Source organism: Novosphingobium sp. PhB57, from assembly GCF_004342985.1.
In the GTDB taxonomy this organism is placed as follows: Bacteria; Pseudomonadota; Alphaproteobacteria; order Sphingomonadales; family Sphingomonadaceae; genus Novosphingobium.
Genome location: NZ_SMBO01000006.1, coordinates 383,885 through 408,040, shown reverse-complemented (window position 1 = coordinate 408,040; position 24,156 = coordinate 383,885). Strand labels below are relative to the sequence as shown.

The 24,156-nt window shown below is 67.0% G+C and carries 20 protein-coding genes, 1 tRNA gene and 2 riboswitches; of the genes, 9 read left to right on the top strand and 12 right to left on the bottom strand.

All coding sequences use genetic code 11. The annotated features are described in order from the left end of the window. Window positions 1-112: 112 nt before the first annotated feature. Window positions 113-304, bottom strand: a riboswitch (cobalamin riboswitch). A gap of 102 nt (window positions 305-406) precedes the next feature. Beyond that, window positions 407-631: riboswitch (cobalamin riboswitch) on the top strand. Window positions 632-803: 172 nt separating this feature from the next. Next, window positions 804-2,126, top strand: coding sequence for a cobyrinate a,c-diamide synthase (locus EDF58_RS19530; protein ID WP_243654379.1), 1,323 nt, complete (start codon window positions 804-806; stop codon window positions 2,124-2,126). Here the strand turns inward: EDF58_RS19530 and paoC are convergent. The 7 genes from paoC to EDF58_RS19495 form a co-directional block, all read right to left on the bottom strand. Then, entirely contained in the window at window positions 2,116-4,314 is a 2,199-nt protein-coding gene (paoC, locus tag EDF58_RS19525) for an aldehyde oxidoreductase molybdenum-binding subunit PaoC (protein ID WP_132268563.1), read from the bottom strand. The genes EDF58_RS19530 and paoC overlap by 11 nt on opposite strands. Further along, a complete protein-coding gene (locus EDF58_RS19520; protein WP_132268561.1) occupies window positions 4,311-5,261 on the bottom strand; it encodes a xanthine dehydrogenase family protein subunit M in 951 nt (316 codons plus the stop codon). Before EDF58_RS19520 ends, paoC begins: the two co-directional genes overlap by 4 nt. Further along, on the bottom strand, window positions 5,258-5,923 hold the full coding sequence (gene paoA, locus EDF58_RS19515; protein WP_132268559.1) for an aldehyde dehydrogenase iron-sulfur subunit PaoA: 666 nt from the start codon (window positions 5,921-5,923) through the stop codon (window positions 5,258-5,260). Before paoA ends, EDF58_RS19520 begins: the two co-directional genes overlap by 4 nt. Window positions 5,924-6,074: 151 nt before the next feature. After that, a complete protein-coding gene (locus tag EDF58_RS19510; protein ID WP_132268558.1) occupies window positions 6,075-7,553 on the bottom strand; it encodes a PepSY-associated TM helix domain-containing protein in 1,479 nt (492 codons plus the stop codon). After that, window positions 7,550-8,116, bottom strand: a complete 567-nt coding sequence (locus EDF58_RS19505) for a hypothetical protein (RefSeq protein ID WP_132268556.1) — start codon at window positions 8,114-8,116, stop codon at window positions 7,550-7,552. Before EDF58_RS19505 ends, EDF58_RS19510 begins: the two co-directional genes overlap by 4 nt. Then, complete coding sequence (locus tag EDF58_RS19500) at window positions 8,110-10,404, bottom strand: TonB-dependent receptor (protein WP_132268554.1); 2,295 nt, start codon at window positions 10,402-10,404, stop codon at window positions 8,110-8,112. Before EDF58_RS19500 ends, EDF58_RS19505 begins: the two co-directional genes overlap by 7 nt. Window positions 10,405-10,525: 121 nt before the next feature. After that, the gene (locus EDF58_RS19495) at window positions 10,526-11,182 is read right to left on the bottom strand and encodes a GntR family transcriptional regulator (protein ID WP_243654378.1); all 657 of its coding nucleotides are present in this window, start codon (window positions 11,180-11,182) and stop codon (window positions 10,526-10,528) included. Between the two features lie 194 nt (window positions 11,183-11,376). On the opposite strand from EDF58_RS19495, the gene EDF58_RS19490 reads away from it, so the two are divergent. The 5 genes from EDF58_RS19490 to EDF58_RS19470 are packed head-to-tail and all read left to right on the top strand — an operon-like array spanning window position 11,377 to window position 16,024. Beyond that, window positions 11,377-12,849: an aldehyde dehydrogenase family protein gene (locus EDF58_RS19490; RefSeq protein WP_132268551.1), complete on the top strand. Its 1,473-nt coding sequence runs from the start codon at window positions 11,377-11,379 to the stop codon at window positions 12,847-12,849. Between the two features lie 10 nt (window positions 12,850-12,859). Beyond that, entirely contained in the window at window positions 12,860-13,645 is a 786-nt protein-coding gene (locus EDF58_RS19485) for a carboxymuconolactone decarboxylase family protein (RefSeq protein ID WP_132268549.1), read from the top strand. Then, window positions 13,635-14,456, top strand: a complete 822-nt coding sequence (locus EDF58_RS19480; RefSeq protein WP_132268547.1) for an NAD(P)-dependent oxidoreductase — start codon at window positions 13,635-13,637, stop codon at window positions 14,454-14,456. Before EDF58_RS19485 ends, EDF58_RS19480 begins: the two co-directional genes overlap by 11 nt. Then, entirely contained in the window at window positions 14,453-15,223 is a 771-nt protein-coding gene (locus EDF58_RS19475) for an SDR family oxidoreductase (RefSeq protein WP_132268545.1), read from the top strand. The genes EDF58_RS19480 and EDF58_RS19475 overlap by 4 nt, the downstream gene beginning before the upstream one ends. 15 nt (window positions 15,224-15,238) lie before the next feature. Further along, window positions 15,239-16,024 carry an SDR family oxidoreductase gene (locus tag EDF58_RS19470; protein ID WP_132268543.1) on the top strand — a complete coding sequence of 262 codons (786 nt, stop codon included), beginning with the start codon at window positions 15,239-15,241 and terminating at the stop codon, window positions 16,022-16,024. A gap of 9 nt (window positions 16,025-16,033) precedes the next feature. Here EDF58_RS19470 and EDF58_RS19465 read toward each other — a convergent pair whose 3' ends face one another. From EDF58_RS19465 to EDF58_RS19455, 3 genes are all read right to left on the bottom strand, one after another. After that, on the bottom strand, window positions 16,034-17,161 hold the full coding sequence (locus tag EDF58_RS19465) for a GGDEF domain-containing protein (RefSeq protein ID WP_132268541.1): 1,128 nt from the start codon (window positions 17,159-17,161) through the stop codon (window positions 16,034-16,036). 167 nt (window positions 17,162-17,328) lie between these two features. Next, window positions 17,329-19,131: a diguanylate cyclase gene (locus EDF58_RS19460; protein ID WP_279388334.1), complete on the bottom strand. Its 1,803-nt coding sequence runs from the start codon at window positions 19,129-19,131 to the stop codon at window positions 17,329-17,331. 149 nt (window positions 19,132-19,280) lie between these two features. Next, a tRNA-Ser gene (locus tag EDF58_RS19455) sits at window positions 19,281-19,371 on the bottom strand. A 132-nt stretch (window positions 19,372-19,503) separates the two neighbouring features. On the opposite strand from EDF58_RS19455, the gene EDF58_RS19450 reads away from it, so the two are divergent. Beyond that, window positions 19,504-20,484, top strand: coding sequence for a peptidylprolyl isomerase (locus EDF58_RS19450; RefSeq protein ID WP_243654377.1), 981 nt, complete (start codon window positions 19,504-19,506; stop codon window positions 20,482-20,484). After that, on the top strand, window positions 20,481-20,804 hold the full coding sequence (locus EDF58_RS19445) for a DUF1905 domain-containing protein (RefSeq protein ID WP_132268537.1): 324 nt from the start codon (window positions 20,481-20,483) through the stop codon (window positions 20,802-20,804). The genes EDF58_RS19450 and EDF58_RS19445 overlap by 4 nt, the downstream gene beginning before the upstream one ends. A gap of 15 nt (window positions 20,805-20,819) precedes the next feature. Here EDF58_RS19445 and EDF58_RS19440 read toward each other — a convergent pair whose 3' ends face one another. Next, window positions 20,820-22,913, bottom strand: coding sequence for a bifunctional (p)ppGpp synthetase/guanosine-3',5'-bis(diphosphate) 3'-pyrophosphohydrolase (locus EDF58_RS19440; RefSeq protein ID WP_132268535.1), 2,094 nt, complete (start codon window positions 22,911-22,913; stop codon window positions 20,820-20,822). Window positions 22,914-23,214: 301 nt separating this feature from the next. Here EDF58_RS19440 and EDF58_RS19435 point away from each other — a divergent pair, with 301 nt between their 5' ends. After that, complete coding sequence (locus tag EDF58_RS19435) at window positions 23,215-23,700, top strand: hypothetical protein (protein ID WP_132268533.1); 486 nt, start codon at window positions 23,215-23,217, stop codon at window positions 23,698-23,700. On the opposite strand, the gene EDF58_RS19430 is transcribed toward EDF58_RS19435, so the two are convergent. Continuing rightward, window positions 23,694-24,074 carry a hypothetical protein gene (locus EDF58_RS19430; RefSeq protein ID WP_132268531.1) on the bottom strand — a complete coding sequence of 127 codons (381 nt, stop codon included), beginning with the start codon at window positions 24,072-24,074 and terminating at the stop codon, window positions 23,694-23,696. The genes EDF58_RS19435 and EDF58_RS19430 overlap by 7 nt on opposite strands. Window positions 24,075-24,156: the final 82 nt, after the last annotated feature.

Here is a 24,156-nt window from a genome sequence, read left to right as displayed (position 1 = left end):
CTCTGCCGCCCATGCAGCGGACGACGCCCCCTCCCGCGCGGCGCGTGCCGGCACGGCAATGGCTGTCGTTGCGCGAGGAATGGCCCCGTTCGCCCGGCTCACCCTGTCCGGTCGAAGAACGACGGCGTCAGGCAGGTCTCCTGGCTCACGGGTCAGTGCCATTTCGGCCGCCTTCTCAGGGACTTGCATCCCCAATGGCGAATTGGCCGCACGGCTCGCCGCTTACAGTTGCAGGGGCAGCCCGGGCATTCACCCGCGTTCCCTTTTGATCCCCTTGCGGGGAACCTGTCGCTGGAGCGCCCCTATCCCGGTGGGGTGCCGCGTGCAAGAGCCCGGCGCTTGCGCTTGCCTTGTCCGACGCTTGCGCTGGTCCTGTCCTGCGCTTGCGCTCTCTGGCGAAGTGCCATAGGCCCGCCGGGCCAGGGGTGCCCGCAAGGGCTTAATCGGGAAGTCCGGGCCAGAGGGGTAATCCCGCTGGAATCCGGCACTGCTCCCGCAACTGTAACCGGGGATGCGCCCCGCCAGCACGCCATTGGCACCGCGCGGTGCCGAGAAGGCGGCGGAAGGCGCGCCGATTCCAAGAAATCGGGCCCAGGAAGTCAGGAAACCGGCCCCCAGCCGTCGATCCTTCGCGCGGGCGGGATGTACCGGGCGGACGGGGGCCATGCCCGATGCGGAGCGCTGCTCCCCGCGGACCCGGTCTTTCGCGAGACGACAAGCCGTACTTGCGCCCAGGAGGATCGAACCGTCATGCCGCCCTGCCCCTTCCGCCTTTCGGATACCGCTCCGTCCGGACGATATTCGTGCCTGCCCGCATGACGGCCTGCCCCGCCCTGCTGGTCACCGCGCCCTCGTCGGGACAAGGCAAGACCCTCGTCACCGCCGCGCTGGCCCGCCGCCACCGCCGCGCCGGGCGCAAAGTGCGGGTGTTCAAGTGCGGGCCGGACTTCCTGGACCCGATGGTGCTCGAAAGGGCCAGCGGCGCGCCCGTTCATCAGCTCGACCTGTTCATGTGCGGAGAGCGGGAATGCCGCGCCCTGCTGCACGAGGCCGCGCGGGACGCCGACCTGATCCTTGTCGAAGGGGCGATGGGCCTGTTCGACGGCACCCCCTCCTCCGCCGACATCGCCCGCCTGTTCGGTCTGCCGGTCATGGCGGTGATCGACGGGGCATCGATGGCGCAGACGTTCGGTGCGCTGGTCCACGGCCTTTCCACCTACCGCGCGGACGTGACCCTGGCCGCCGTGCTGGCCAACCGCGTCGGCAGCGCGCGCCATGCCGAACTGCTGGAGCGCGGCATGCCGGGCGGGGTGGAATGGCTTGGCACCCTGCGGCGCGATGCCGGGCTCGGCCTGCCCGAACGGCACCTAGGACTGGTGCAGGCCGGGGAGGTGGCGGATATCGAGGCGCGCATAGACCGCGCCGCCGACAGTCTGCCGGAAACCGCGCTCTGGCTGCCCGAGCCGGTGCCCTTCCCCGCCCCGGAAGCCGCCGAAGCGCCGCCTTCCGCGCTGTCAGGCCGCCGCATCGCCATTGCCCGCGACGAGGCCTTCGGCTTCATCTATCCCGCCAACCTCGCGTTTCTGGAACGGGCCGGGGCGCGGCTCGCCTTCTTCTCGCCGCTGCGCGATGCCGTGCTGCCCCCTTGCGACGGCTTGTGGCTACCCGGGGGCTATCCCGAGCTGCACCTGGACGCTCTTTCCGCCAATCGCCCGATGATCGCGGCGATCCGCACCCACTTCCAGGCGGGGCGGCCGATCCTGGCCGAATGTGGCGGCATGCTTTACGCCTCCGAGAGGCTCGAAAGCACCGACGGCGCCAGTGCCGCCCTGCTCGGCCTGCTGCCTGCGCGGGCCGTGATGCAAGGGCGGCTGGCAGCGCTGGGCATGCAGGAGATGGAACTGGGCGGTCATGTCGCGCGGGGCCACACGTTCCACTATTCGCGGCTGGAAACGTCCCTTTTGCCCACCGTCAGCGCCGTCACGCCGGACGGGCGGCCGGGCGAACGCCTGTTCCGCCACGGACCGCTCACGGCCAGCTACATGCACTTCTACTTCCCCTCGGCGCCGGAATTGATCGCCGACCTGCTGACCTGCCAAACCGCCGACCTGGGATTCAGGCGATAGCCGGCAGCTTCGCAAGGTGCTTGTCCAGCGTGAGCGGATAGTCCCGCACGCGCACCCCCGTGGCGTTGTAGACCGCGTTGGCCACAGCCGCGCCGACGCCGCAGAGCCCGAGTTCGCCCACGCCCTTGGCCTTCATCGGCGAGACCTTGTCGTCCGCCTCGTCGAGGAAAACCACGCCCTGGTGCGGAATGTCCGCGTGGACCGGCACTTCGTACCCGGCAAGGTCGTGATTGACGAAGAACCCGAAGCGCTTGTCGACCGCCAGTTCCTCCATCAGCGCGCCGCCCACGCCCATCGTCATGGCGCCGATCACCTGGCTGCGCGCCGTCTTGGGATTGAGGATGCGTCCGGCCGCGCAGACCGCCAGCATGCGTCGCACCCGCGTCTCGCCGGTATAGGCGTCCACGGCTGCTTCCACGAAGTGCGCACCGAAGGTCGACTGCTGGAACTTCTTGCCCAGATCGCCCCACTGCATCGTCTCTTCGGCAACGATCTCGCCAGACTTCGCCGCGTCGGCGAGGGCCGCGGAGCGATTGCCCGCGCGCACTTCGCCATCGGCGAATTCCGCGGTGGCCGGATCCATGCCGAGCCGCTGGGCCGCAGCTTCGCGCAGCTTCACACAGGCCGCATAGACGCCCGACGTGGAGCTGTTGGCGCCCCATTGCCCGCCGGAGCCTGCCGAGGCCGGGAACGAGGAATCGCCCAGCTTCACGCGCACTTTCTCCACCGGCAGGCCCATCATCTCTGCCGCGGTCTGGGCGATGATGGTGTAGGAGCCGGTGCCGATGTCGGTCATGTCGGTCTCCACCGTGACCACGCCGTCGCTCGACAGCCGCACGCGCGCGGCCGATGTCATGTTGATGTTGTTGCGGAAGGCCGCCGCCACGCCCATGCCGATCAGCCAGCGCCCGTCGCGCATCTTGCCCGGACGCGTCTGGCGGCGTTCCCAGCCGAAGCGCTTGGCACCGTCCTCCAGGCATCGCACGAGGTTGCGCTGCGAGAAGGGCCGCTCGGGATGCTCGGGATCGACTTGCGTATCGTTGAGCACGCGGAACCGCACCGGGTCCATGCCCAGCTTCTCGGCCACTTCGTCGATGGCGATCTCCAGCGCCATGAGCCCGGGCGCTTCGCCGGGTGCGCGCATGGCATTGGCTTCGGGCAGGTCCAGTTCGGCCAGCCGCAGGGCGGTGAGGCGATTGGCGCCGGCATAGAGCAACTTGGTCTGCTGCGTCGCCGATTCCGGGCCGCCGCCGGGAAGGTCGCCGGACCAGCTTTCATGGCCGATCGCGGTGATGCGCCCGTCCTTGCCGGTGCCGATGCGGATGCGCTGGATCGTGGCCGGGCGGTGCGTGGCGTTGTTGAGCATCAGCGGCCGCGGCATCGCGATCTTCACCGGCCTGCCGCAGGCCTTCGCGCCCAGCGCCGCCATCACCGCATCGGCGCGCAGGAACAGCTTGCCCCCGAAACCGCCGCCGATGAAGGGCGAGCGGACATGGACTTTCTCGGGCGGCAGCTTGAAAGTGGCGGCCAGCTCCTTCTTGTTCCAGGCGATCATCTGGTTGGACGTCCAGACCGAGAGCGCATCGTCTTCCCACCAGGCGATGGTGGCGAAAGGCTCCATCATCGCGTGGTTCTGGTCGGGCGTGGTGTAAGTCTGGTCGAGCTGCACCGCGGCCGAGGCGAAGGCGCCCTCGAAATCGCCGGTATGGGTGTCGGCATCGCTGCCCGTCAGCGGCTGCGCGCCGGGCTTCGCCTTGGCGAGATCGAAACGGCCGTTACCGCGCTCGTATTCGATCCGCACGGCATTGGCGGCATTGCGCGCCTGCTCGAAGCTTTCGGCCACGACCACCGCCAGCGCCTGATGGTAATGGTCGACAGCGGGACCGCCCAGCAGCTTGGCGGTGTTCATGCTGCCCTTGCCCAGCGGCTGCGCATTTTCGGCGCTGACCACCGCGAGCACGCCGGGCATGCGCTTGGCTTCGGCCGTGTTCATCGCCGTGACCCGCCCCTTGGCGATCCCGGCACCGATCACATACCCGTAGGCCGGCCTGGCCGGTACGTCCTTGTGCTCGTAAGCATAGGGGGCCTGCCCCGTGGTCTTGAGCTTGCCGTCCACGCGGTCGACCGCCTGGCCGATCACTTTCATGGCGTCGATGGGATTGGAGCCCGCAGGCGTATCGAACTTCATGCCCGGTTCTCCTGGATGATCGCCGCCAGCGTGCGCTCCGCCAGAGTGACCTTGAAGGCATTCTCATGGGTCGGCCGCGCGTCTGCGAAAGCCGTGCGCGTCACGGCGCCCGCGCCGTTGCGCAGCTGCGCGTCGGCGGCTTCGACCCGCCAGGGCCGCGGCGCGACGCCGCCGAAAGCCACTCGTCCGCTGCCGTCCTCGTTCAGCACCGCCGCCACGGAAACGAGCGCGAAGGCATAGGAGGCCCGGTCGCGCACCTTGTGATAGACATGCCGTCCGCCCGGCGGCTTGGGCAGAGTGACGGCCGTGATCAGTTCGCCCGGCTGGAGCACGTTCTCCAGGTGCGGCGTATCACCCGGCAGGCGGTGGAATTCGCCCACCGGCACGCTGCGCGTCTTGCCCTGGGCATCGACCGTCTCCACCGCGGCATCCAGCACGCGCAAGGCGACTGCCATGTCGCTGGGGTGCGTGGCGATGCAGGCCTCGCTCGTGCCGACCACGCCGAGCTGGCGGCTGAAACCACCGATCGCCGCACAGCCGGAGCCGGGCTTGCGCTTGTTGCAGGCCTGGTTGGTATCGTAGAAATAGGGGCAGCGGGTGCGCTGCAGCAGGTTGCCGCCGGTCGTCGCCTTGTTGCGCAGCTGGCCCGAGGCGCCTGCGACGATGGCGCGCGTGAGCACACCGTAATCGCGCCGCACGCGCTTGTCTGCGGCCAGCGCGGTGTTGCTGACCAGCGTACCGATGCGCAGCCCGCCTTCCGTCGTCTCCTCGATGCGATCGAGGCCGAGATCCTGCACGTCCACAAGATGCGTCGGCGTCTCGATCTCCAGCTTCATCAGGTCGAGCAGGTTGGTGCCCCCGGCGATGAACTTGGCGCCCTTGTGCCCTGCGACCGCGGCGGCGGCAGCGGCCGGCGTCCTGGCACGCTCGTATGTGAAAGCCTTCATGCCTCGATCTCCGCGCCGTGAGTCTCGGCAAGCTTGACGCCCGCCACTTCCGCCATCGCTTCGGCAATGTTCGAATAGGCGCCGCAGCGGCAGATATTGCCGCTCATCCGCTCGCGCATTTCCAGAACCGTCATCTCGGGAGCGCCGCCGACGTCCTCCTGCACATGGCTGGGAATACCCGCCCTGATCTCTTCCAGCACCGCGACGGCCGAGCAGATCTGGCCCGGCGTGCAATAGCCGCACTGGAAGCCGTCATGCTTCACGAAGGCCGCCTGCATCGGATGCAGGTCTTCCGGAGTACCGAGACCCTCGATCGTGGTGACGGCATCGCCTTCGTGCATGACCGCCAGGCTGAGGCAGGAATTGATCCGCGTGCCGTTCACAATCACCGTGCAGGCCCCGCACTGACCGTGATCGCAGCCCTTCTTGGTGCCCATCAGGCCCAGGTGATCGCGCAAGGCGTCCAGCAGCGTGGTGCGCGTATCGACCATCAAGGCCTGCGCCTTTTCGTTGACCTTGAACGAAACGGCCATCGTCGGGGGCTTGCGCGCCATGGGAGCCTGTCCTTCCGCCATCGTGGGCACCACGGTCAGCCCCACGCTCGCCGCGCTGCCTGCCAGGACCGCGCGCCGCGATACCTCGAAATCCGCCGTTTCGCTCATTGCCCGTCCTTGTCGCACCAGGACGGCAGTTTCCGTCCATCGGGTACGATAACGCACGGCGACGGATTCCGGCACTGTGTGAAATCACATGCCGTCATGAACGAGGCTCATCAAAGAGCGTTCCCGGATCAGGACCGGGACGATGGATTTCTCAGGCGGCGGTCCTGGTCCTTCCCCGCAGGAGCGAGGCGAGCAGGCCCGCGCTGCCGGCCAGCAACACGGCGTCGATCAGCACCGCACCCCCTTGCGGCAGCGCCGCCGCTCCGTGGATGAAGGCCAGGATCGCCAGCAACGCCGTCAGGGCCCAGCGCCAGGCACGCGCCAGCCGGGGGCCGGGAACCGTCTTCGCCAGCGCCGAAGCCAGGATCGAAAGCACGGTGAAGGCGAGCCAGGCGGCGGGCAGGGACGCTTCGGGCGCAAACCGTGCCAGCAGCGCGGTGAGGCAGAGCACGACCGGCTGCCCCCAGCACACCGCCGCCCAGATCCGCTCCCACTGCGGTGCGGGGCGGCCACGGTCGCGGCGACGGGCGAGCCAGATGGTCACGCCGCTGGAAGTCACCACGCACAGCGCGATGCCCAGCAATCCATAGGCAAGCCGCACGGCCAGTCCGCCATACCAGCCGAAATGGACCTGGCCGATGCCGCCGAGCACGCGGGTGCCGGGCACGAAGTCTTCGGGGTGTTCGTCGGCCACCACCTTGCCCGCCGCGTCGAACCGGGTCTCGTCCTGCTGGACCAGCAGCTTCGCGCGGCCGCTGAGCACGGTGACACGCATGTCGGCGCGGCCCGCACGCTCGACCATGACGTTCTGCGGCGCGGCTTGCGGCGCACGGGCGCGGGCCTGCGCGATGAGAGCCGCGATATCGGGCATCGGCACCGCCCGCGTATCGACCGGCGGCGGCGCATCCAGGAAGAGTTCGTAGACCTTCTTCATCCCGCCCTCCGGATAGAGCAGCAGGGCCAGCACCGCGACGATGATGGTGCTGAGGCCAAGCAGCGCCCCGGTCAGCGCCAGCGTGAAGTGGAACGGCAGCGCCCAGATCCCCAGGCGGTTGTGCAAGTCCGCCTCCTGCAACCGGCGCGAACCGCCGAGCCGCAAGTGGAAGGCATCGCGCAGCACGCGCGGATGGGCGAGGATCCCGGAAACCAGCGAGGACAGCAGGGCCACCCCGGTCAGCCCGACGATGAATTCGCCCCAGCTACGCGGCAAGTGCAGGTTGACGTGGAGGTGGATCAGGAAATCGGTCCAGCCGGCTTCGAGATCCGACAGCGAGCCGTCCTCGGCCACGGCCCACTTGCGCTCGAAAGCCGGGCTGAAAGCAACCAGCGACGCGCCCTCCTTCGCAGGTGTGGGCAGGGCGAGGTAAAGGGCGGTATCGGCGGGCGCGTGCTGCGCGCCTTCGGCAATGGCGCGCGCGGCGGCAGCATCGCTCAGGCTGCGCGCGACCGGGGTGGCGGGCACTTCCCAGCGTTCGAGATCGGGCGCGAAAACGGCCACCGTGCCGGTCACGCAGACGAGGTAGATCACCGCCGCGAAGGCGAGGCCCAGGATCGAATGGCTGCTGAGCACCGAACGCACCGTTTCGGGCGAGAGCGGCCAGCGCCATTGTTTCTTGCGGGTATTGCTCATGCCGACGCTCCCAGATGGGCCAGGCCGAAGCCGACTACGCTGGTGGCGACCAGCACGGCGGTCGCGCGCAGGATGCGGCGGTCGGCCAGGGTCCAGGTCATGGCGAGGCCCCAGAGCACCGGCATCAGCAATCCGCCGATCACGATGCGGGTGCGCGGGTCTCCCGGCAGGTAGACGGTGACGCAGAAGGCGACCGCCATCGCGGCGGTCATCCCCAGAGGGCCGGCCAGCAGGGTCCGCAGCACGCCGCGCCACAAGCGCCCGGGCTCGTCCAGCGGCTCGGGCGCCGCTTCCATCTCCCGCAGGCGCGCGGCCTTGCGCCGCACACGGCCCAGCCAGACCACCGCCAGCGCGCCGATGCCCTCCATGACCAGCCCGAGCGCGAGACCCTTCACCGGCCCGACCAGGAACGCCGCGGCCAGCAGCAGCCCCAGCAGAACGACCCAGCCCCCGGCAATCATGCCGAGGGCCGAACCGTCACGCCGCAGCCACGAGCGCCGCAGCAGGAAGGCGCCGAGCGCACCTCCCGCAAGCAGCAGGAGGCTGGCCGGCCAGATCACCAATGCACTCCCGCGCCCAGCCCGAAGGTCTGCGGCTCGCCGAGGATCGCCTGATGGATCGCCGCATATTCGTACTGCTTGTACTTCTCGTCGAAGATGTTGCGGGCGAAGAGGAACAGCGACCAGTTCTCCGTCTCGTAGCCGAGCTTGCCGTTCACCAGGGTGCGGGCCGAGACCTTGTATTGCGACTGGTCCTGGCCGACGCCGGTATAGACCGAAGTGCGGTAATTGGCATTGACGTTGGCGGTGAACCCGCCGCCGAACTGCGCATTGGCACCGCCCGAGAGCGTCCAGCGCGGCGCATAGGGGAACTGCGTGCCCTGAAGGTCCACCGTGCTCGTCGCGCCCGTAGGCAGGGTGAAATCGTCGAACCTGGTGCGAACGTGGCCGATCGAGGCATAGAGGTCGACGCCCTTCGCCACGTTTGCATTCGCCTCCACCTCGAAGCCGTAGAGGTGCGATCCGGCGGCGTTGACCGTGTTGTAGTCGTAGGCGTTGAGCCCGAAGTAGGCGGTGACCTGCTGGTCCTTCCACTCCATGTAGAACAGATTGGCGTTGAGGGTCAGCCGCCCGTCCAGCCACTTGGAGCGCAGCGAGGCCTCGTAGTTCCAGCTATATTCGGGATCGTAGGGGATCAGTTCGGCGCGGGCCGGGTTCTGGCTCGACCCACCCGAGCGATAGGCCCGCTGCACGGTGAAGGCGGTGGTGAGGTCCGGCGTCCAGTCCATGCTGATCCCCGCCTTGGGCAGGAAGGCATTGAACGTGCGGCTGTTCGACGCCAGCGGCGAAGACGCGTCGGACACGAGGCCGAGCACGCCCTGGTTGATGACCGAGATGACCGGCGCGTAGGCCGTGCCCATGAAGTTCACGTCCGGCAGCGTGCCGTTGAAGGCGGCGACGGTCTCGGCCGCATAGCGGTTGCGCTCGTGATCGAAACGGAAACCGCCGATCAGCGTCAGCCGGTCCGCCAGCTTGAAGCGGGCATCGCCGAACAGGGCCATGGTCTCGACCTTCTCGGGCTGCTCGGCGCTGTAGGCCACCGGGATCACGGGAAGCTGGGCACTGTAGGCATTGGCGATGAACTGCGAGGTCGCGGCGTTGAAGCCGCGCGATTGCAGCAGGCCCGCGATCGTTGCAGTGGGGGTGGCGATGTTGACGCGGCTGTTCTGGTCGATTGCGCCGGTGCGGCGATAATACCAGGCGCCGAGCAGGCCGCTCAGCCAGTCGCTCTCGTAGTTGAGGCGCAACTCCTGCGTCAGCGTCTTGTAGAGATAGCGATTGTCGATCGCCTGGATGTCCTCGGGCGTGCCGTCGGTATCGATCACCGAATGGACCTTCGAACGATTCCACGAGGTCACGCTCGACAGCTTGAGACTGTCGGTCAACGGATAGCTGATGTTGAAGACCGCCAGATCGCTGTCGATCTTGCCGCGGCTGGGCTGGTCGCCCGTGGAGATGCGGTGGTCGTAATAGTCCGGCACGTCGGTCCGGGCATATTCGTAGAGATAGCCGCCGTCGCGCCGCACGCGGTTGTAGCTGGCCACCGCTTCGAGACCGGGAATGGCGCTCGGCGTCCACTTGAGCTTGCCACGCAGGTTCAGCGACTTGAGTTCATCGTCATAACCGCCGCGGGTGACGTTGCGGATCAGTCCGCGATCGGCGCGGCGCTCGGCCGAGAGGCGCAGGCCCAGTTCGTCGCGGACGATCGGCCCGCCCACGGCCGCCGAGAAGGTGCGGTCGTCATGCTCGCTCCAGAGCACGCGCGCATCGCCGGTCCAGCGGTCCAGCGACGGGTCCTTGCTGGTGATGACGATACCGCCGGCCAGGGCGTTGAGGCCCTGGATGGTCGATTGCGGCCCGCGCAGCACTTCCACTTGCTGCACGTCCCACATGTCGGTCGGGCCGCCATAGAGCGCCCACTTGGGAATCGGCGCGCCGTCGACATAGACGCTGGCCGTATCGGCCTGCCCGCCCGCGCCCACGCCGGTATTGCTGATGCCGCGAATGGTGAAGCCGGACGAACCGTAAGTCTCGGCCAGATTGGCGGTGCGGTTGTAGACGTCCTGGATGGTGATCAGGTTTTCCCGTTCGATCCGCTCGGGCGTGATGACCGCGATGCTGGTCGGCGTTTCCTGAAGCGTGCGGGCGCTTTTCTCGCCGGTGACGATGATATCGTCCGGGCTGGTGGTAGTCCCCGCCGCGGGATCGCCGGGCACGCCCTGCTGCGCCTGGACGGGAACGGCGAGCGCAGCGGCGGCAACGCCCGTAAGCAATACGGAAAATCTGAACATGAAACCCCCTGTTTCCTCAGGCGGCGACATAGATTTCCTCGATATTGCGAGTCAATCGCATTCTCAATAGCCGTGACCTTAAATCCGATGGCGTGTCCTTCCTGCTTCGGCCCCCGCCCGCTCAGATGCGGAGACTGGCCATCACCACTTCCCGGTTCTGGCGGTTTGCCTCGAAGCGGGTGAGATCGGGGTCGTTGTCCAGGATAGCCGCGATGATCCGCAGCCGCCCCGCCCGCCAGAGCCCGACACCCGCGCCGAACGATTCGACCACCGGGGAGGCCCGGGTCGAGGCATAGTGCAGGGTCACGCGCGTCAGCATTTCGAACAAGGGCCTGCGGACCATCTGGAACAGCAACTCCTGGAACTCCAGCTCGAATGCCCCGAATTCCGCCATCGAGCGGAAGGCGACCGCGCGTTCGCCCAGCCCCGCCAGCCGGTCCCGCAGGGCCTGGTCGGTGCATCGCGCGGCCGCCGTCGCCAGTTCGGTGAACAGCAGGGAGGTCATGTCGAGCGCCTCCTCGTAACCCGCCGGGTTCATCCGCATGTAGGAAACCATGGCGCGCTCCAGCGCCGCATCGTCGGGCCGCGTGCCGTAATACCCCCCACCCGGGCCGCGCCGCACTTCCAGCAGGCCCTCATGTTCCAGCACCCGCGCGGCCTGCTGCAGCGTGACGATGCCCACTTCCAACGCGCGGGCCAGCTGGTGAAGCGAGCCGAGCAAGGCGCCGTCTTCGCAGGCGAAAATGCGTTCCCGCAAGGTTTCGGTCGTGCGTGCCACCAGGTTGGTTCCCCTGCGGCGTCCGGGCGCCAGATCCATACACTCTCCATAATGTGCCTATTATTTGGCGTTCATCGCCATTCTCGGCCCAATTTTGGTAAATTCAAGTCAATTGACCGCGTATATTTGCCTTCATACCTTTCGCCTGAAACCGAGCGGCATCAAGCGCCGCCACTGGAGAGGATCGTAAGAGGATGGGCTTCCAACATCCCGACATCTCGGCATTCCCCGAGATTTCGCTGGTCATTGGCGACGAACGCGCACGCTCCGGCAGCGGCGCCGACTGGGGCCATGTCTACCCCGGCACCGGCCGCGTCACGCGTGAGGTCCGTCTGGCCAGCCCGGCCGATGTCGACCGCGCCGTCGCCGCCGCCAGGGCCGCGCAGCCGGCATGGCGCGCCCTGCCCGGCGACAAGCGGCGCGACCTGATGTTCCGCCTGGCCTCGGTGATCGAGAGCAAGGCGGCGGAAATGAGCCCTCTGCTTACGGCGGAGAACGGCTCGATCCTGATTGCGGGCGGGCACATGAGCCTCGATGCTGCGCAGAAGTTCCGCTATTACGGCGGCTGGGCGGACAAGATCGACGGGCGTACCATCTCCACCTGGGGCGGCCCGGCTCACGATTACGTGATGTACGAGCCTTACGGCACACTAGGCGTGATTGTTCCCTGGAACGGCCCGCTGTTCGCCGCCACGATGGTGATGGCGCCCGCCCTTGCCGCCGGCAACTGCGTGGTGCTGAAGGCGCCCGAGCTGGCGCCGTGGTCGCTGATGAAACTGATGGAGGCGATCCACGAAGCCGGCTTCCCGGCAGGCGTCGTCAACCTCGTCACCGGCGGGCCGGACGTAGGCGCGGCGATGGTCGATCACCCCGGCATCGACAAGATCGAATTCATCGGCAGCGGCGCGACGGCGAAGAAGATCCTCGCCAGCGCCGCGCAGACGTTGAAGCCTGTCGGCCTCGAACTCGGCGGCAAGTCGGCAGTAATCGTGTTCGGCGATGCCAACCTTCAGGCAGCGGCCAAGCGGGGGCTTTCCGGGGCCGTCAGCGCCAATGGACAAGGCTGCGTCAACGGCACGCGCCTCTTGGTGGAGCGCTCCGTCTACGAACCTTACCTCCAGATGCTGAAGGCCATGGCCGCGCATGTGAAGGTGGGTGATCCCTTCGCGATGGACACTTTCATGGGCCCGGTGATCTCCGAGACCGCGCTCGACCGTATCGACAGCATGGTCCGGCGCGGGGTCGAGCAAGGCGGCGAAGTGCTCTGCGGCGGTGCGCGGATGGAAGGCGATCACGGCGAAGGTTACTTCTATCCGATCACCGTGCTTGCCGGTGTCGCCCCCGCCAGCGAGATCGCCCGCAACGAAGTGTTCGGCCCGGTCCTCGTCGTCACCCCGTTCGACAGCGAGGAAGAGGCGATCGCGCTGGCCAACGACAGCGACTACGGGCTCGGTGCCTATGTCCACACCACCAATCTCACCCGCGCGCACCGCGTCGCCGGGCGGATGATGGCAGGGCAAGTGCAGGTCAACGGATCGGGCGAGGCGATGACGCCCTGCGTGCCCTTCGGCGGCATGAAGCACTCCGGACACGGACGCCTGGGCGGGATCGAGGGCCTGCGCGAATTCCAGCAGGTCCGCAACGTCTGGGTCAACCTTCAGGACTGAGGAGACGGTCATGGCACTGCTAGACCCCATCGAACGCGGCCAGCGCGGCCTTGAGACCGAGGCCGAAGTTGCCGGCCGCACCGCCCACGAACCGGCGACGCTGTTCGAACAATCGTGGCGGGATTTCGTCTTCGCCGAAGTATGGACCCGCCCCGGACTGCCGCGCCGCCCGCGCTTCCTGGTGGCGATCGCCAGCGCGGTGACCTGCGGATTGCAGGACAGCCAGATCGACGATTTCGTGCGCGGCGCGCTGAAGACCGAGGCACTGACCTTGGCCGAACTGCGCGAAGCGGCACTGCACCTCGCCGTCTACGCAGGCTGGGGCAATGGCGGCACGCTGGACCGCGCGGTCACGCGCGTGGCCGAAGAACTCGGCCTGCCACCTGCCGAAGTCCCCGCGATCTGCCCCGACCCATGGGACCCGGACGTCCGCAGCCAGCGCGGGCATGACGAATTCGCGAAGGTCATGACCTTCGCCCCCGGCCCTCCGGCAACGCCCTATCTGGAAGGCATCAACAACTTCGTGTTCGGAGAGATGTGGTGCCGCCGCGGCTTGGACGAGCCTTCGCGCCGCTGGATCACACTGGTCGGCGTCTGCGAATCCGGCGCGGAAATCCCGATCCGCAGCCATATCCATGCGGCCATATCGAGCGGCAACTGCCAGCCTGCCGAGATGCTCGAATTCTGCCTTCAGTACGGCACGCACGCCGGCTGGCCCAAAGCCTCGCGCATTCAGAGCGTGGTGTTGGAGATGATCGACAAGGTAGCAAAGGGGCTCCCCTGGCATGCCAAATGACAAGATCGCGACCGGCTTCATCGGCCTCGGCTCACAAGGCGGGCCGATGGCCGAGCGGATGCTGGCGGCCGGATACGAACTGACCGTCTGGGCGCGGCGGCCGGAGGCGACCGATGACCTCGTCGCCAAAGGCGCGCATCGTGCAGCCTCGGTTGCCGAACTTGGCGAGCGTTGCCCACACGTAGGCGTCTGCGTGGTGGACGATGCCGGTGTCGAGCAAATCTGCGCCGAGCTTCTTCCCGTGATGAAGCCGGGCAGCGTGCTCGTCATCCACTCAACGATCCTGCCGCAGACCTGCGAGCGACTGGCAGCGGAAGCCGAAGCACGCGGCATCGCCGTGCTCGATGCCCCGGTCAGCGGCGGCGGCGCGGGTGCGGCGGCGGGCACGCTCACCGTCATGTGCGGCGGCAGCGAAGGGGCCTTCGCCAAGGCCCTTCCCGTGATCGAGAGCTTCGCGGGTAAGATCGTGCTGCTCGGCCCGGTCGGCTCCGGCCAGCGCGCCAAGATCGTCAACAACGCGCTGATGGCGGCCAACATGGGCCTTGCCCACGCGGCGCTCTCGCTGGGCGAAGAACTGGGCATCGACCGCGCGGCGCTGGCCGATCTGGTCAAGCACTCCAGCGGTCGCAGCTTCGGTTTCGAAGTCTACGCCCGCCTGCCCTCACCCACCGCCTTTGCGCATGGCGGCAAGCTGCTGCGCAAGGACGTGGACCTGCTCGGCACGATCACCACGCCTGACAATGCGCTGGCCCACGCCGCCGATCCCTTCCTCGACGCGGCGCTGGCCCCAATGGAGCAAGCCGCCTCATGAGCGTGATCTTCAAGACCCTGGACATGACCGGCAAGGCCGCCGTCGTCACCGGCGCCGCATCGGGCCTTGGCCGCATGACCGCGCTGAAACTGGCGGAGGCGGGCTGCGACCTCTGGCTGGTGGACGTGAACGAAGCCGGGCTAGCCGAAACCACCGAGCTGCTCGCCCCGCATGACCGCAAGGTCGGCAGCGAAGTGGCGGACTTGTCCGATGCCGCCGCCTGCCACGCCGTGATCGCCCACGCGGTGGAGTTGTTCGGCCGGCTCGACGCGCTCTGCAACGTCGCCGGGCTGATCTACCTCGCCAACACACCGCAGATGCCGCAGGCGCAGTACGAACGCACCATCGACGTCAATCTCAACGCCCCGTTCTTCCTCTCGCAAGCGGCGATCCCGCACTTGCTGGAAGCGAACGGCGCAGTGGTCAACGTCGCCTCCTGCGCGTCCTACATCGGGGAGGCCTATGCCGCCGCCTATTGCGCCAGCAAGTGGGGCCTCGTGGGCATGACCAAGGCCATGGCGATGGAATTCCAGAAGAAACCCATCCGCATCAACGCCGTCGCGCCCGGCGGCATGATCACCAATATCGCGACCAACTTCACCCCGCCGGAAGGCTGCGACTTCGAACTGCTCAAGCGCTTTTCGGGGCTGCGCGGACAAGTGGACGTGGAGGACGTGGCCGACCTTGTCGTGCTGCTCGCCTCACCCGCCGGTCGCGGCTTTCACGGCGCCTGCCTCTCGCTCGATGCGGGCATCACGGCAGGCTGACAGGAGACGATTGCAATGACATTCTCACTCGACCAGTTCCGCCTCGACGGCAAAGTGGCGGTCGTCACCGGCGCGGGCGGACGCGGCAATTCCATCGGCCGCGCCTATGCGCTTGGCCTTGCCAACGCAGGCGCGTCGATCGTTGTGGCCGACCTTAACGGCGACGGCGCCAAGGCCGTGGCGGACGAGATCGTCGCGGCCGGCGGCAAGGCCGTGGGCGTGCAGGTGGACGTTGCCGACGAAGCCTCCACCCTCGCCATGGGCGCCGCTGCCAAGGAAGCCTTCGGCGGCGTCGACATCCTGATCAACAATGCCGCGCTGATGGTCGACGTCAGCTACGACAATTGCGAGACCATCGGCCTCGACGCCTGGAACAAGGCTTTCGCGGTGAACCTCAACGGCGCACTGCTTTGCGCCCGCGCGGTAATCCCCTCGATGCGCGAGCGCGGCGGTGGGCGGATCGTCAATCAGACTTCGGGCGGTGCCTTCCCGGCAACCGGGCTTTACGGCATCACCAAACTTGCCCTCGTTGGCCTGACCACTTCGCTGGCCAAACAGTTCGGCAAGGACGGCATCACCTGCAACGCCATCGCGCCGGGCAATGTCACCTCGGACGCGGGCAAGATGCTGGTGCCGGACGATTCGCCGTTCATCCAGTTCCTCAACATGACTTGCGCGCTCAGGGCTCGCGGCGCGCCGGACGAACTGGTCGGCACCGCCTTGCTGCTGTGTTCGGACGCAGGCGCGTGGATTTCCGGCCAGACCATCCATGTCGATGGCGGCTGGGTGCTGCGCCCCTGAACGCGGCGATCAGCAGAGTTCCCTGACCTCGAGGTCGCGGCACGCCTTAGCCCGATAGAGCGAGCGATCCGCGCGGACGATCACGTCGTCGATCCGCCGGTCGTCCGCTTCCACGGCGGCGAGCCCCATGCTCACGCTCCAGCGGTCGGTGAGCGCCCCGCTCATTTCGAGACGTTGGCGCAGGCGCGTCATGAAGCCCTCGGGATCGCGGCACTCCACCGGCAGCAGCACCAGGAACTCGTCGCCGCCCAGTCGCGCGGCCTGGCCCGCGTGTTCACCGGCCAGCGCAGCGGCCTCGCGGCCCAGGCTTATGAGCACCTGGTCCCCCGCGCCGTGGCCGTGGCGGTCGTTGATGGCCTTGAAATGGTCGACGTCGATGGCGATGACCGCCGCGCCGGGGCGCAGGAAGCGCAGCGCCACTTGCTCCAGCCCCGCCCGGTTCCAGCAACCCGTCAGCGGATCGCGCAAAGCAGCGGCTCGCAGGGCCCGCTGGACCTGCTCGACGGGAATCGCCAGCAGCGCCAGATTGAGCACGCCCAGCAGCACCTGGTCGGAAAGCAGCGCCAGGAGCGCCACGAGGTTCTTGCCCGGAAGCTCGAAGAACATGCCGCAGATCGAGAGCGCATATCCGGGAAGATATCCCAACATCGCCAGACCGGCGAGGCGCCGGCCCACCGAGCGCCGCGCGCCGTGACCGAAGGCCAGTATGAATCCGGCCAGCCCCATGGAAATCGCCAGCCCCGCCGCATCGCAGACGCTCTGCCCGCGCTCGGTTCGCGCCATCCAGCCCAGCGCATCGAGCATGCCCGGCAGAACGTGCCCAAGGACCGCGCTGGCCACCGGCACGATCATCCACCAGCGCCAGGGCCGCCCGCCTTCCAGCGCATAGACACCGGCGACCGGAAGCGCCTGGGTCAGTCCCAGCATGGCATAGATCGCCATGCCCGCCGCCAGCGAATCGCGCGGAGCGGCGGTGAAGGCAAAGAGCACGGCGGTGTAGAGAAACGACGAGAGCGCCCAATGGACGAAATGCCGCGCGGATCGGTCCCGCAGCCAGAGCACGCCGAACACGAACCCGAAGGCGCTCGACGACAGCATGCTGCACAGGCGGAGGGTATCGACGTCGGGAAAGGTCATCGGACTCGCTTGGATCGAGAACAGCCCAATGCCATGCAATGGTTAACAATAGTCTCCGCAGTATGCACCGCAACCCACCGCCGTCTCGCCTCGCTCGATCTGGACAAGGTAAAGGGCCGGCCTTGGGTAAAGGGCCGGATCCTCACGGCGAGGCACCGGGATAGCCGTCAGCCGGTCTGGCGCAGCAGGTTCCGTCCCTCGTCCTTGGCCTGGTAGAGCGCGCGATCGGCGCGGCCCATGAGTTCCTCGCGGTCGATATTGCCCTTGAGCGGCGTGAGGCCGATGCTCACCGTCACCTGCTGAAGGTCGAGCGGCTCCCAATCGATGGCCTCGACGGTGCGGCGCACGCGCTCGGCCACGGCAAAGGCCATTTCCGCGTCAGTGGCCGGCAGGACGATCAGGAATTCCTCGCCGCCGATCCGGCCTACGAGGTCGGATCCCCGGATCGCCAGGGCGCAGACTTGCGCCACGCGGCGGATCACCTGATCGCCCACGGCATGGCCGAAACGGTCGTTGATCTGCTTGAAGCGGTCGATGTCCAGCACGGCGATGGACAGCGGCCCGCCCAGGACGGCAGCCTTGGCGATCTCGGTATCGAGGAAGGACAGAACCTTGCGGCGATTGGCGATCTCGGTCAGCGAATCGGTTTCGGCCAGATGGATCGCCTCGTCCGCTCGGGCTTCGGCGCGGGCCCGCGCGCTCGCAAGTTCCATTGCCGCAAGCACGCGGTTGGTCACATCCTGGAAGATGCCGAAGATCGCGCCGGGCTTGCCATCCTCGCGCAGTTCCACTTCGCTGCAGCTGTAGACGTAGCGGATTTCCCCGTCCGAGCGCACAATTCGCGCTTCGAAATCGAGCGGCTCCAGCGATTCCAGGCTCTGGGCCAGCTTGTCCTGCACCAGCAACCGGTCTTCGGGGTGGTAGAAGTTCATCGCCGTGTCCAGCGCCGGATGCGTGCTGGCTTCAAGGCCGTGGATGCGAAACACCTCTCCCGACCAGAACAGCCGCTGCTCGGCCAGTTCGAGCCGCCAGTGCCCCACTTTGGCAATGCCTTCCGACATCTCGAGCCAGCGCTTGCCGCGCTCCACTTCCGCGAAGCTGCGGTCGCGCATGGCCATCAGCGCGGCCAGGGGCAGTGCCGACACCAGCAGGGTGAAGAGGTAGAACTGGAAGAACAGCACTTCCAGTTCCGTGTCCCTATGCGCGCTCAGAAGGCTGATCGACCCGCGACCCTGCCAGATCGCCACGGAACCGATCGCCGCAATGATCAGGATGCTGCAGGTGGCCCCGGTCGCGCCCAGGAAATAGGTCGCGAACAGCACGCCGAGCAGGGGCAGGAACAGCAGCGGATAGCTCGATTGCGTGAAGACCGCCGCCGCCAGGAACGTGACCAGCACGAGCACGATCGCCGTGCTGCCGGCATGGCTGCTCGTCTTCGTCGGTCCGCCGGGGCCGGGGTGAGCGAAGTTCATGATCAGCGGCACCACGATCATGATGCCCAGCGCGGCCGTCGTCAGCCAGGAGACGAACATGTGCCCGAAGCCATTCCCGATCAGCAGGGCGGCAATCGCCGCGCTGACCGAGGCAGCCAGGATCGCGGCAAAGCAGAAACGCAGGATGGCGGCGATGTGGAAGAAGGAATCGTTGCGCCGCTCGATGTCGCGCATGATCCAGAAGGCGACCAGTGCCTCGATCACGTTGGCGGCCGTCTGTCCCAGCGCGAGCAAGGGCAGTCCGCTCCAGGTGAAGTTGGCGAGGAAGCTGGCCGCGGTCAGCGACAGCAGCACCCATCGCCTCTCGCCGGGCTGCGCCAGCAGGAGCGCGGCCACGGCCACGCCGCTGGCAGGCCAGACGGTGGCGATACCGTCGGCCCCCCTCGTCAACTGAAGAGCTATGGCGGCGAGGACGAAATAGAAGAGGCCCGCCAAGACCGCGACCAGAATCGTCCTACGGAGATTACTGCTACCCACATTCCGGAGATAGCCGTCCGCTCGAACGATTTCGACCGAATAACGCAGAGATGGAGATTTTTCGGTGCGCCGATCCGGGACATGTCCCGGCGATCCGCCTGCTTGACCCGAAGGCCCGTTTCACATTCGCAGGTGGGATCGAGAACAGATGGCGGAGCGGGAGGGATTCGAACCCTCGATACGCTTTTGGCGTATACTCACTTTCCAGGCGAGCGCCTTCGACCACTCGGCCACCGCTCCGCATGCACTGGTAAGGCGGGCGCCCTAGCCTGCGTTGCAGGGTTTCGCAAGCCGTCTCGGCATGCCATCACGCTCTCGATGCGAAAATTCTTTTCAGCCCTCGTGGTTTCCGCCCTTTTGGCACCCCCTCTCATGGCCGAGGACGCACCTGCGGCGCGCACTCCGAACGATATCGTCGCGGCGGCGCCGGCGGCGGACTGGAAGCAGATCGCGCCTTCCGATCTCCTGGTGATGGACCTTGCTCCCAGCGCCGACGGCAAGCCTCGGCGGGTGGTCATCCAGCTGATCCCGGCGCCGTTCTCGCAAGGCTGGGTGGGGAACATCCGCAAGCTGGTCGCCGCGCGCTGGTACGATGGTATCGCCGTGGTGCGGGTCCAGGACAACTACGTCGTGCAGTGGGGCGATCCCGAGGGAGAAAACCCGACGAAGGCCAAGCCGCTTCCCAAGGGATTGGTCGCCGTAGACGAACGCGATTACGTCGCAAGCGGTGCCCTCGATATCGGGAAGTACGTATGGGGCGGCAGCGGCCGCAAGCCGGCCGAGGGCGACGTGGGGGTCACCAGACCCGACAGTTTCCGTCCGTCAATGATATTCAGCGATCCCTATGCGCAGCTCTATGCTTTCGCAGACGGAATACCCGTGGCGGTGCAACTCGGCACGCCGGCAGGCAGCGGAGCGCAGCGCTATTCGGTGCAGAATGCCTGGCCCACCCACTGCTACGGCATGGTCGGCGTCGGCCGCAACAATTCGCCCGATACCGGCACCGGGGCCGAACTCTATGCGGTGATCGGCCATGCCCCGCGCCAACTGGATCGCAACGTGGCGATCGTCGGACGGGTGATTTCCGGCATGGAGAACCTTTCGGCCCTGCCGCGCGGCATGGGGGACATCGGCTTCTACAAGTCTCCGCAAGAGCGCGTGGCGATTCGCTCGGTCCGCATGGGCAACGAAGTCACAGGGCTTCCGGGGTACCAGTATCTTTCGACCGACAGCGACAGCTTCGCCGCCTATGTGGACAAGCGCGCGAATCGGCAGGACGATTTCTACGTTCATCCCGCCGGCGGGGTAGACGCCTGCAACGTGCCGGTGCCGATCCGCGAGGCAGCACAGTGATCCCGACCGAGCAGCTCGACCACACCGGCCCGCTCTGGCGCTGGACCGGCGGCGCCAACAGCGGCACCTGGCACTTCCTCACCATCGACGGGGCGGCAGGCGAGGCCCTTTCGGGCACGGCGGTGATGCGCAAGCTGGAAGGCACGGCCCGCGGCTTCGGCTCGCTGAAGGTCAGGGCGCGGATCGGCGAGACGCATTTCGCCACCTCCGTTTTCCCCAGCAAGTCGGACGGAGGCTGGCTGCTGCCGGTGAAAGCCAGCGTGCGCCGCGCCGAAGGGCTGGCGGAAGGCGACGAGGTGGAGGTCAGCCTGGAATACTGACCTCCCTCGCAGCCGTCAGATGCGGGAGGCTTCCGCTACCGCCTCGCTGGCGCGCAAGGCGCTGACGATGCGGGTAAGGTGGGCCAGGTCGCTGACTTCCAGGTCCACTTCGTAGGTGCCGAAAGGCTCGTCGCGGTGGACCATCTGCAGGTTGGTGACGTTGGCGCGGTTGGTCGCCAGGATCTGCGTCACTTCCGCCAGCGTGCCCGGACGGTTGTAAAGCACCAGGCTCAGGCGGCCGACGGCGCCCGTGGTGCGTTCCCCCCAGGAGAGGTCCAGCCAGTCCACATCGGCGCCATTGGCCAGGGTGAGGCAGTCGATCGCATGGACTTCCACCTTGTGATCGGGACGGCGGATGCCGACGATGCGGTCTCCGGGGACGGGATGGCAGCATTCGCCCAGCTCGAAGCCGACGCCGGGGGTGAGGCCGCGGATCGAGATCGCACGCTCGGTATGAGCCCATTCGCCATCGTCGGGGAGTTCGGCGGTACTGCCCGGCACCAGCGCCTCCATCACTTGTCGGTCGGTCAGGCGGGCGGAACCGATGGCAAACATCAGGTCTTCCTCGTCGCGCATTTCCAGGCGCTGGATGGCGCCGTCGATGGCCTTCTTGCCGATGCGGCCCGGCAGGCGGCCGACGATTTCGTCCAGCAGCTTGGCGCCGATCTCCGAGACTTCCTGCCGCTCCTTCGCGCGAACCGCGCGGCGGATCGAGGCGCGTGCCTTGCCGGTGACGACGAAGCCCAGCCACGAGAGCTGCGGCTCGGACGTGGGGCTCTTGATGATCTCCACCACGTCGCCATTGGCGAGCTGGGTGCGCAGCGGCATGTGGCGACCGTTGATCTTGGCACCCACCGTGGCATTGCCGAGATTGGTGTGGACGGCATAGGCGAAGTCCACCGCCGTCGAACCCTTGGGCAACTGGAACAGCGCGCCCTTGGGCGTGAAGGCGAAGATGCGATCCTGGTAGATCGCCATCTTGGTATTTTCGAGCAGTTCCTCGGCATCGTGGCTGGCATCGACAATCTCGATGAGGTCGCGCAGCCAGCCGACCTGCCCGTCGGGACGGGAACCGCCCTGCTTGTAGGCCCAGTGCGCCGCCAGGCCGAACTCGTTGAGGCGGTGCATGTCGCGCGTGCGGATCTGCACTTCCATCCGCATCGACCGCTCGAAGATCAGCGCCGTGTGCAGCGACTGGTAGCCGTTCGACTTCGGCGTGGAGATGTAGTCCTTGAACCGCCCGGGGATCATCTGCCAGGTCTGGTGCAGCACGCCGAGCGCCTTGTAGCATTCGTCTACATTGTCCGTCAGGACGCGGAAGGCCATGATGTCGGTGATCTGCTCGAAGGTCACATGTCGCTCGGCCATCTTGCGCCAGATCGAGTAGGGGTGCTTCTCGCGTCCCGAAACCTCGACATTCAGGCCTGCTTCCGCCAGCGCCTGCTTGATCGACAGCGCGATGGCGTCGACCTGCCCGCCTTCCTCGCTGCGGATCTGCGCGAGACGGCCGGTGATCGTGGCATAGCCCTCCGGCTCCAGCTGCTCGAAAGCGAGCATCTGCATCTCGCGCATATATTCGTACATGCCCACGCGCTCGGCCAGCGGGGCATAGATATCCATGGTCTCGCGGGCGATGCGGCGGCGCTTGTCCTCCTTCTTGATGTAGTGGAGGGTCCGCATGTTGTGCAGCCGGTCGGCCAGCTTGACGAGGAGGACGCGCAAGTCCTCGCTCATCGCGAGCAGGAACTTGCGCAGGTTCTCGGCCGCGCGCTCGTTCTCGGTCATCACGTCGATCTTGGAGAGCTTGGTGACGCCGTCCACCAGCCGGGCCACGTCCGGGCCGAACAGCTTCTCGATCTCCTCGATCGTCGCCAGCGTGTCTTCCACGGTATCGTGGAGCAACGCGGTGATGATCGTCTGCTGATCGAGCTTCAGCTCGGTCATCAGGCCCGCCACTTCCACCGGATGGCTGAAGTAGGGGTCGCCCGAGGCGCGCTTCTGGGTGCCGTGCTTCTGTACGGTATAGACGTAGGCACGGTTGAGCAGGGCCTCATCGGCCTGGGGCGCGTATTCCTTCACGCGTTCGACAAGTTCGTACTGGCGCAGCATTCCCGGACTTCATGTCAGGATTTTTCGCGGCGCGGCAAGAGGCCGAGTCTTCACATGCAGATTATGCAACGAAACTGTGACATTGGCACCACCTCGTTTTCGAGCCCACGACGGCAAGTATGACGCCGGCGGGCGAGCAATCGATTCCATCGGAATTCCCCGGTGTCTGCGGTTAAGCCGCGGGGAACATGACATGCGGCACCATCGCGCCGGGACTGCGCCGAACCCTGGAAAGAGATTTTCCGTCGTCTGGAAGCGCCGGAGCCGCCGTCCCTCCGATTCGAAAGCACGAGAGGCAGCCATGGCGAGCGAAATGGAAACGGCGATCTATGCGGCCCTGCTGGGCATGACCGATTCGGAGCTGGTGGAGGCCGCCCTGCTGCCGCCGCGTCCTTACGCCCCCGATCACCTGCCGCGCGCGCCGCGCCTGCGCACCCTGATCAGTGCCACGCTGCTGCGCGACACGCTGCCCGCGCAGACCATCATCGTCCGCAACGTCTCCGAACGCGGCATGTGCCTTGCCTGCAAGGGCGATTCCGGGAACGGCGGCTACAAGGCCCTGCCGCTCGGCGACGAGATCGTCTGCATCCGCCTGCCCGAGAATGTCGAGCATCTTGCCCAGGTCCGCTGGGTGGAAGGCCATGCCTTCGGGGTAGAGCTGTTCTGCACGCTGGATGTCGAAGCGCTTGGCGCTGCCAATCGGCGGCGCAATGTCCACTTCCTGCATATGCTGGAGCCGGACGGTGCCGCGACGGCGATGGGCGATGGGCCCGTCCGGGATCAGTAGTACTTGAAGGCGGTGATCACCCCGCCGCGGGTGTCGCACTTGAAGGTCTTCTTAACCGTCTTGGTGGTTCCGTCCTTCTTGCGCAGCACGACATCGACGAGCGCCCGCACCGAGGCGCGGTCGTCGCTCTTCTTGTCGGTGTCTTCCACCTGGCGCATTTCCACGTCCACAGCGCCCAGCTTTGCGCCCCGGGCCTTGGCCTCGGTCATGCAGGCGGCCACGGCCCGGTCGCGCGCATCGGCTTCGGAGGGGACTGCAGGGGCTGCCGGCGCCGCAGGCGGCGTCGGATCCTGGCTCCAGGCACGCGGTACGATGGCACAGGCCAGCAGGAGGAAGCTGGCGCCGCTGAAGACTTTCCAAGACTGATCCTGCATGAGCCTCTCCCTCTCGCTGCCACAGCGGCAATGAGGGAGGATCATGCGCGCAGGATGGCGGCTACCCTATCGGGGCAAATAC

What these genes read in the sequence shown, in the direction of transcription:
- paoC (WP_132268563.1), bottom strand. Translation starts at nt 4,314, where the DNA reads ATGAAGTTCGATACGCCTGCGGGCTCCAATCCCATCGACGCCATGAAA.
- EDF58_RS19520 (WP_132268561.1), bottom strand. Translation starts at nt 5,261, where the DNA reads ATGAAGGCTTTCACATACGAGCGTGCCAGGACGCCGGCCGCTGCCGCC.
- paoA (WP_132268559.1), bottom strand. Translation starts at nt 5,923, where the DNA reads ATGAGCGAAACGGCGGATTTCGAGGTATCGCGGCGCGCGGTCCTGGCA.
- EDF58_RS19510 (WP_132268558.1), bottom strand. Translation starts at nt 7,553, where the DNA reads ATGAGCAATACCCGCAAGAAACAATGGCGCTGGCCGCTCTCGCCCGAA.
- EDF58_RS19500 (WP_132268554.1), bottom strand. Translation starts at nt 10,404, where the DNA reads ATGTTCAGATTTTCCGTATTGCTTACGGGCGTTGCCGCCGCTGCGCTC.
- EDF58_RS19490 (WP_132268551.1), top strand. Translation starts at nt 11,377, where the DNA reads ATGGGCTTCCAACATCCCGACATCTCGGCATTCCCCGAGATTTCGCTG.
- EDF58_RS19485 (WP_132268549.1), top strand. Translation starts at nt 12,860, where the DNA reads ATGGCACTGCTAGACCCCATCGAACGCGGCCAGCGCGGCCTTGAGACC.
- EDF58_RS19480 (WP_132268547.1), top strand. Translation starts at nt 13,635, where the DNA reads ATGCCAAATGACAAGATCGCGACCGGCTTCATCGGCCTCGGCTCACAA.
- EDF58_RS19475 (WP_132268545.1), top strand. Translation starts at nt 14,453, where the DNA reads ATGAGCGTGATCTTCAAGACCCTGGACATGACCGGCAAGGCCGCCGTC.
- EDF58_RS19470 (WP_132268543.1), top strand. Translation starts at nt 15,239, where the DNA reads ATGACATTCTCACTCGACCAGTTCCGCCTCGACGGCAAAGTGGCGGTC.
- EDF58_RS19465 (WP_132268541.1), bottom strand. Translation starts at nt 17,161, where the DNA reads ATGACCTTTCCCGACGTCGATACCCTCCGCCTGTGCAGCATGCTGTCG.
- EDF58_RS19450 (WP_243654377.1), top strand. Translation starts at nt 19,504, where the DNA reads ATGGCCGAGGACGCACCTGCGGCGCGCACTCCGAACGATATCGTCGCG.
- EDF58_RS19440 (WP_132268535.1), bottom strand. Translation starts at nt 22,913, where the DNA reads ATGCTGCGCCAGTACGAACTTGTCGAACGCGTGAAGGAATACGCGCCC.
- EDF58_RS19435 (WP_132268533.1), top strand. Translation starts at nt 23,215, where the DNA reads ATGGCGAGCGAAATGGAAACGGCGATCTATGCGGCCCTGCTGGGCATG.
- EDF58_RS19430 (WP_132268531.1), bottom strand. Translation starts at nt 24,074, where the DNA reads ATGCAGGATCAGTCTTGGAAAGTCTTCAGCGGCGCCAGCTTCCTCCTG.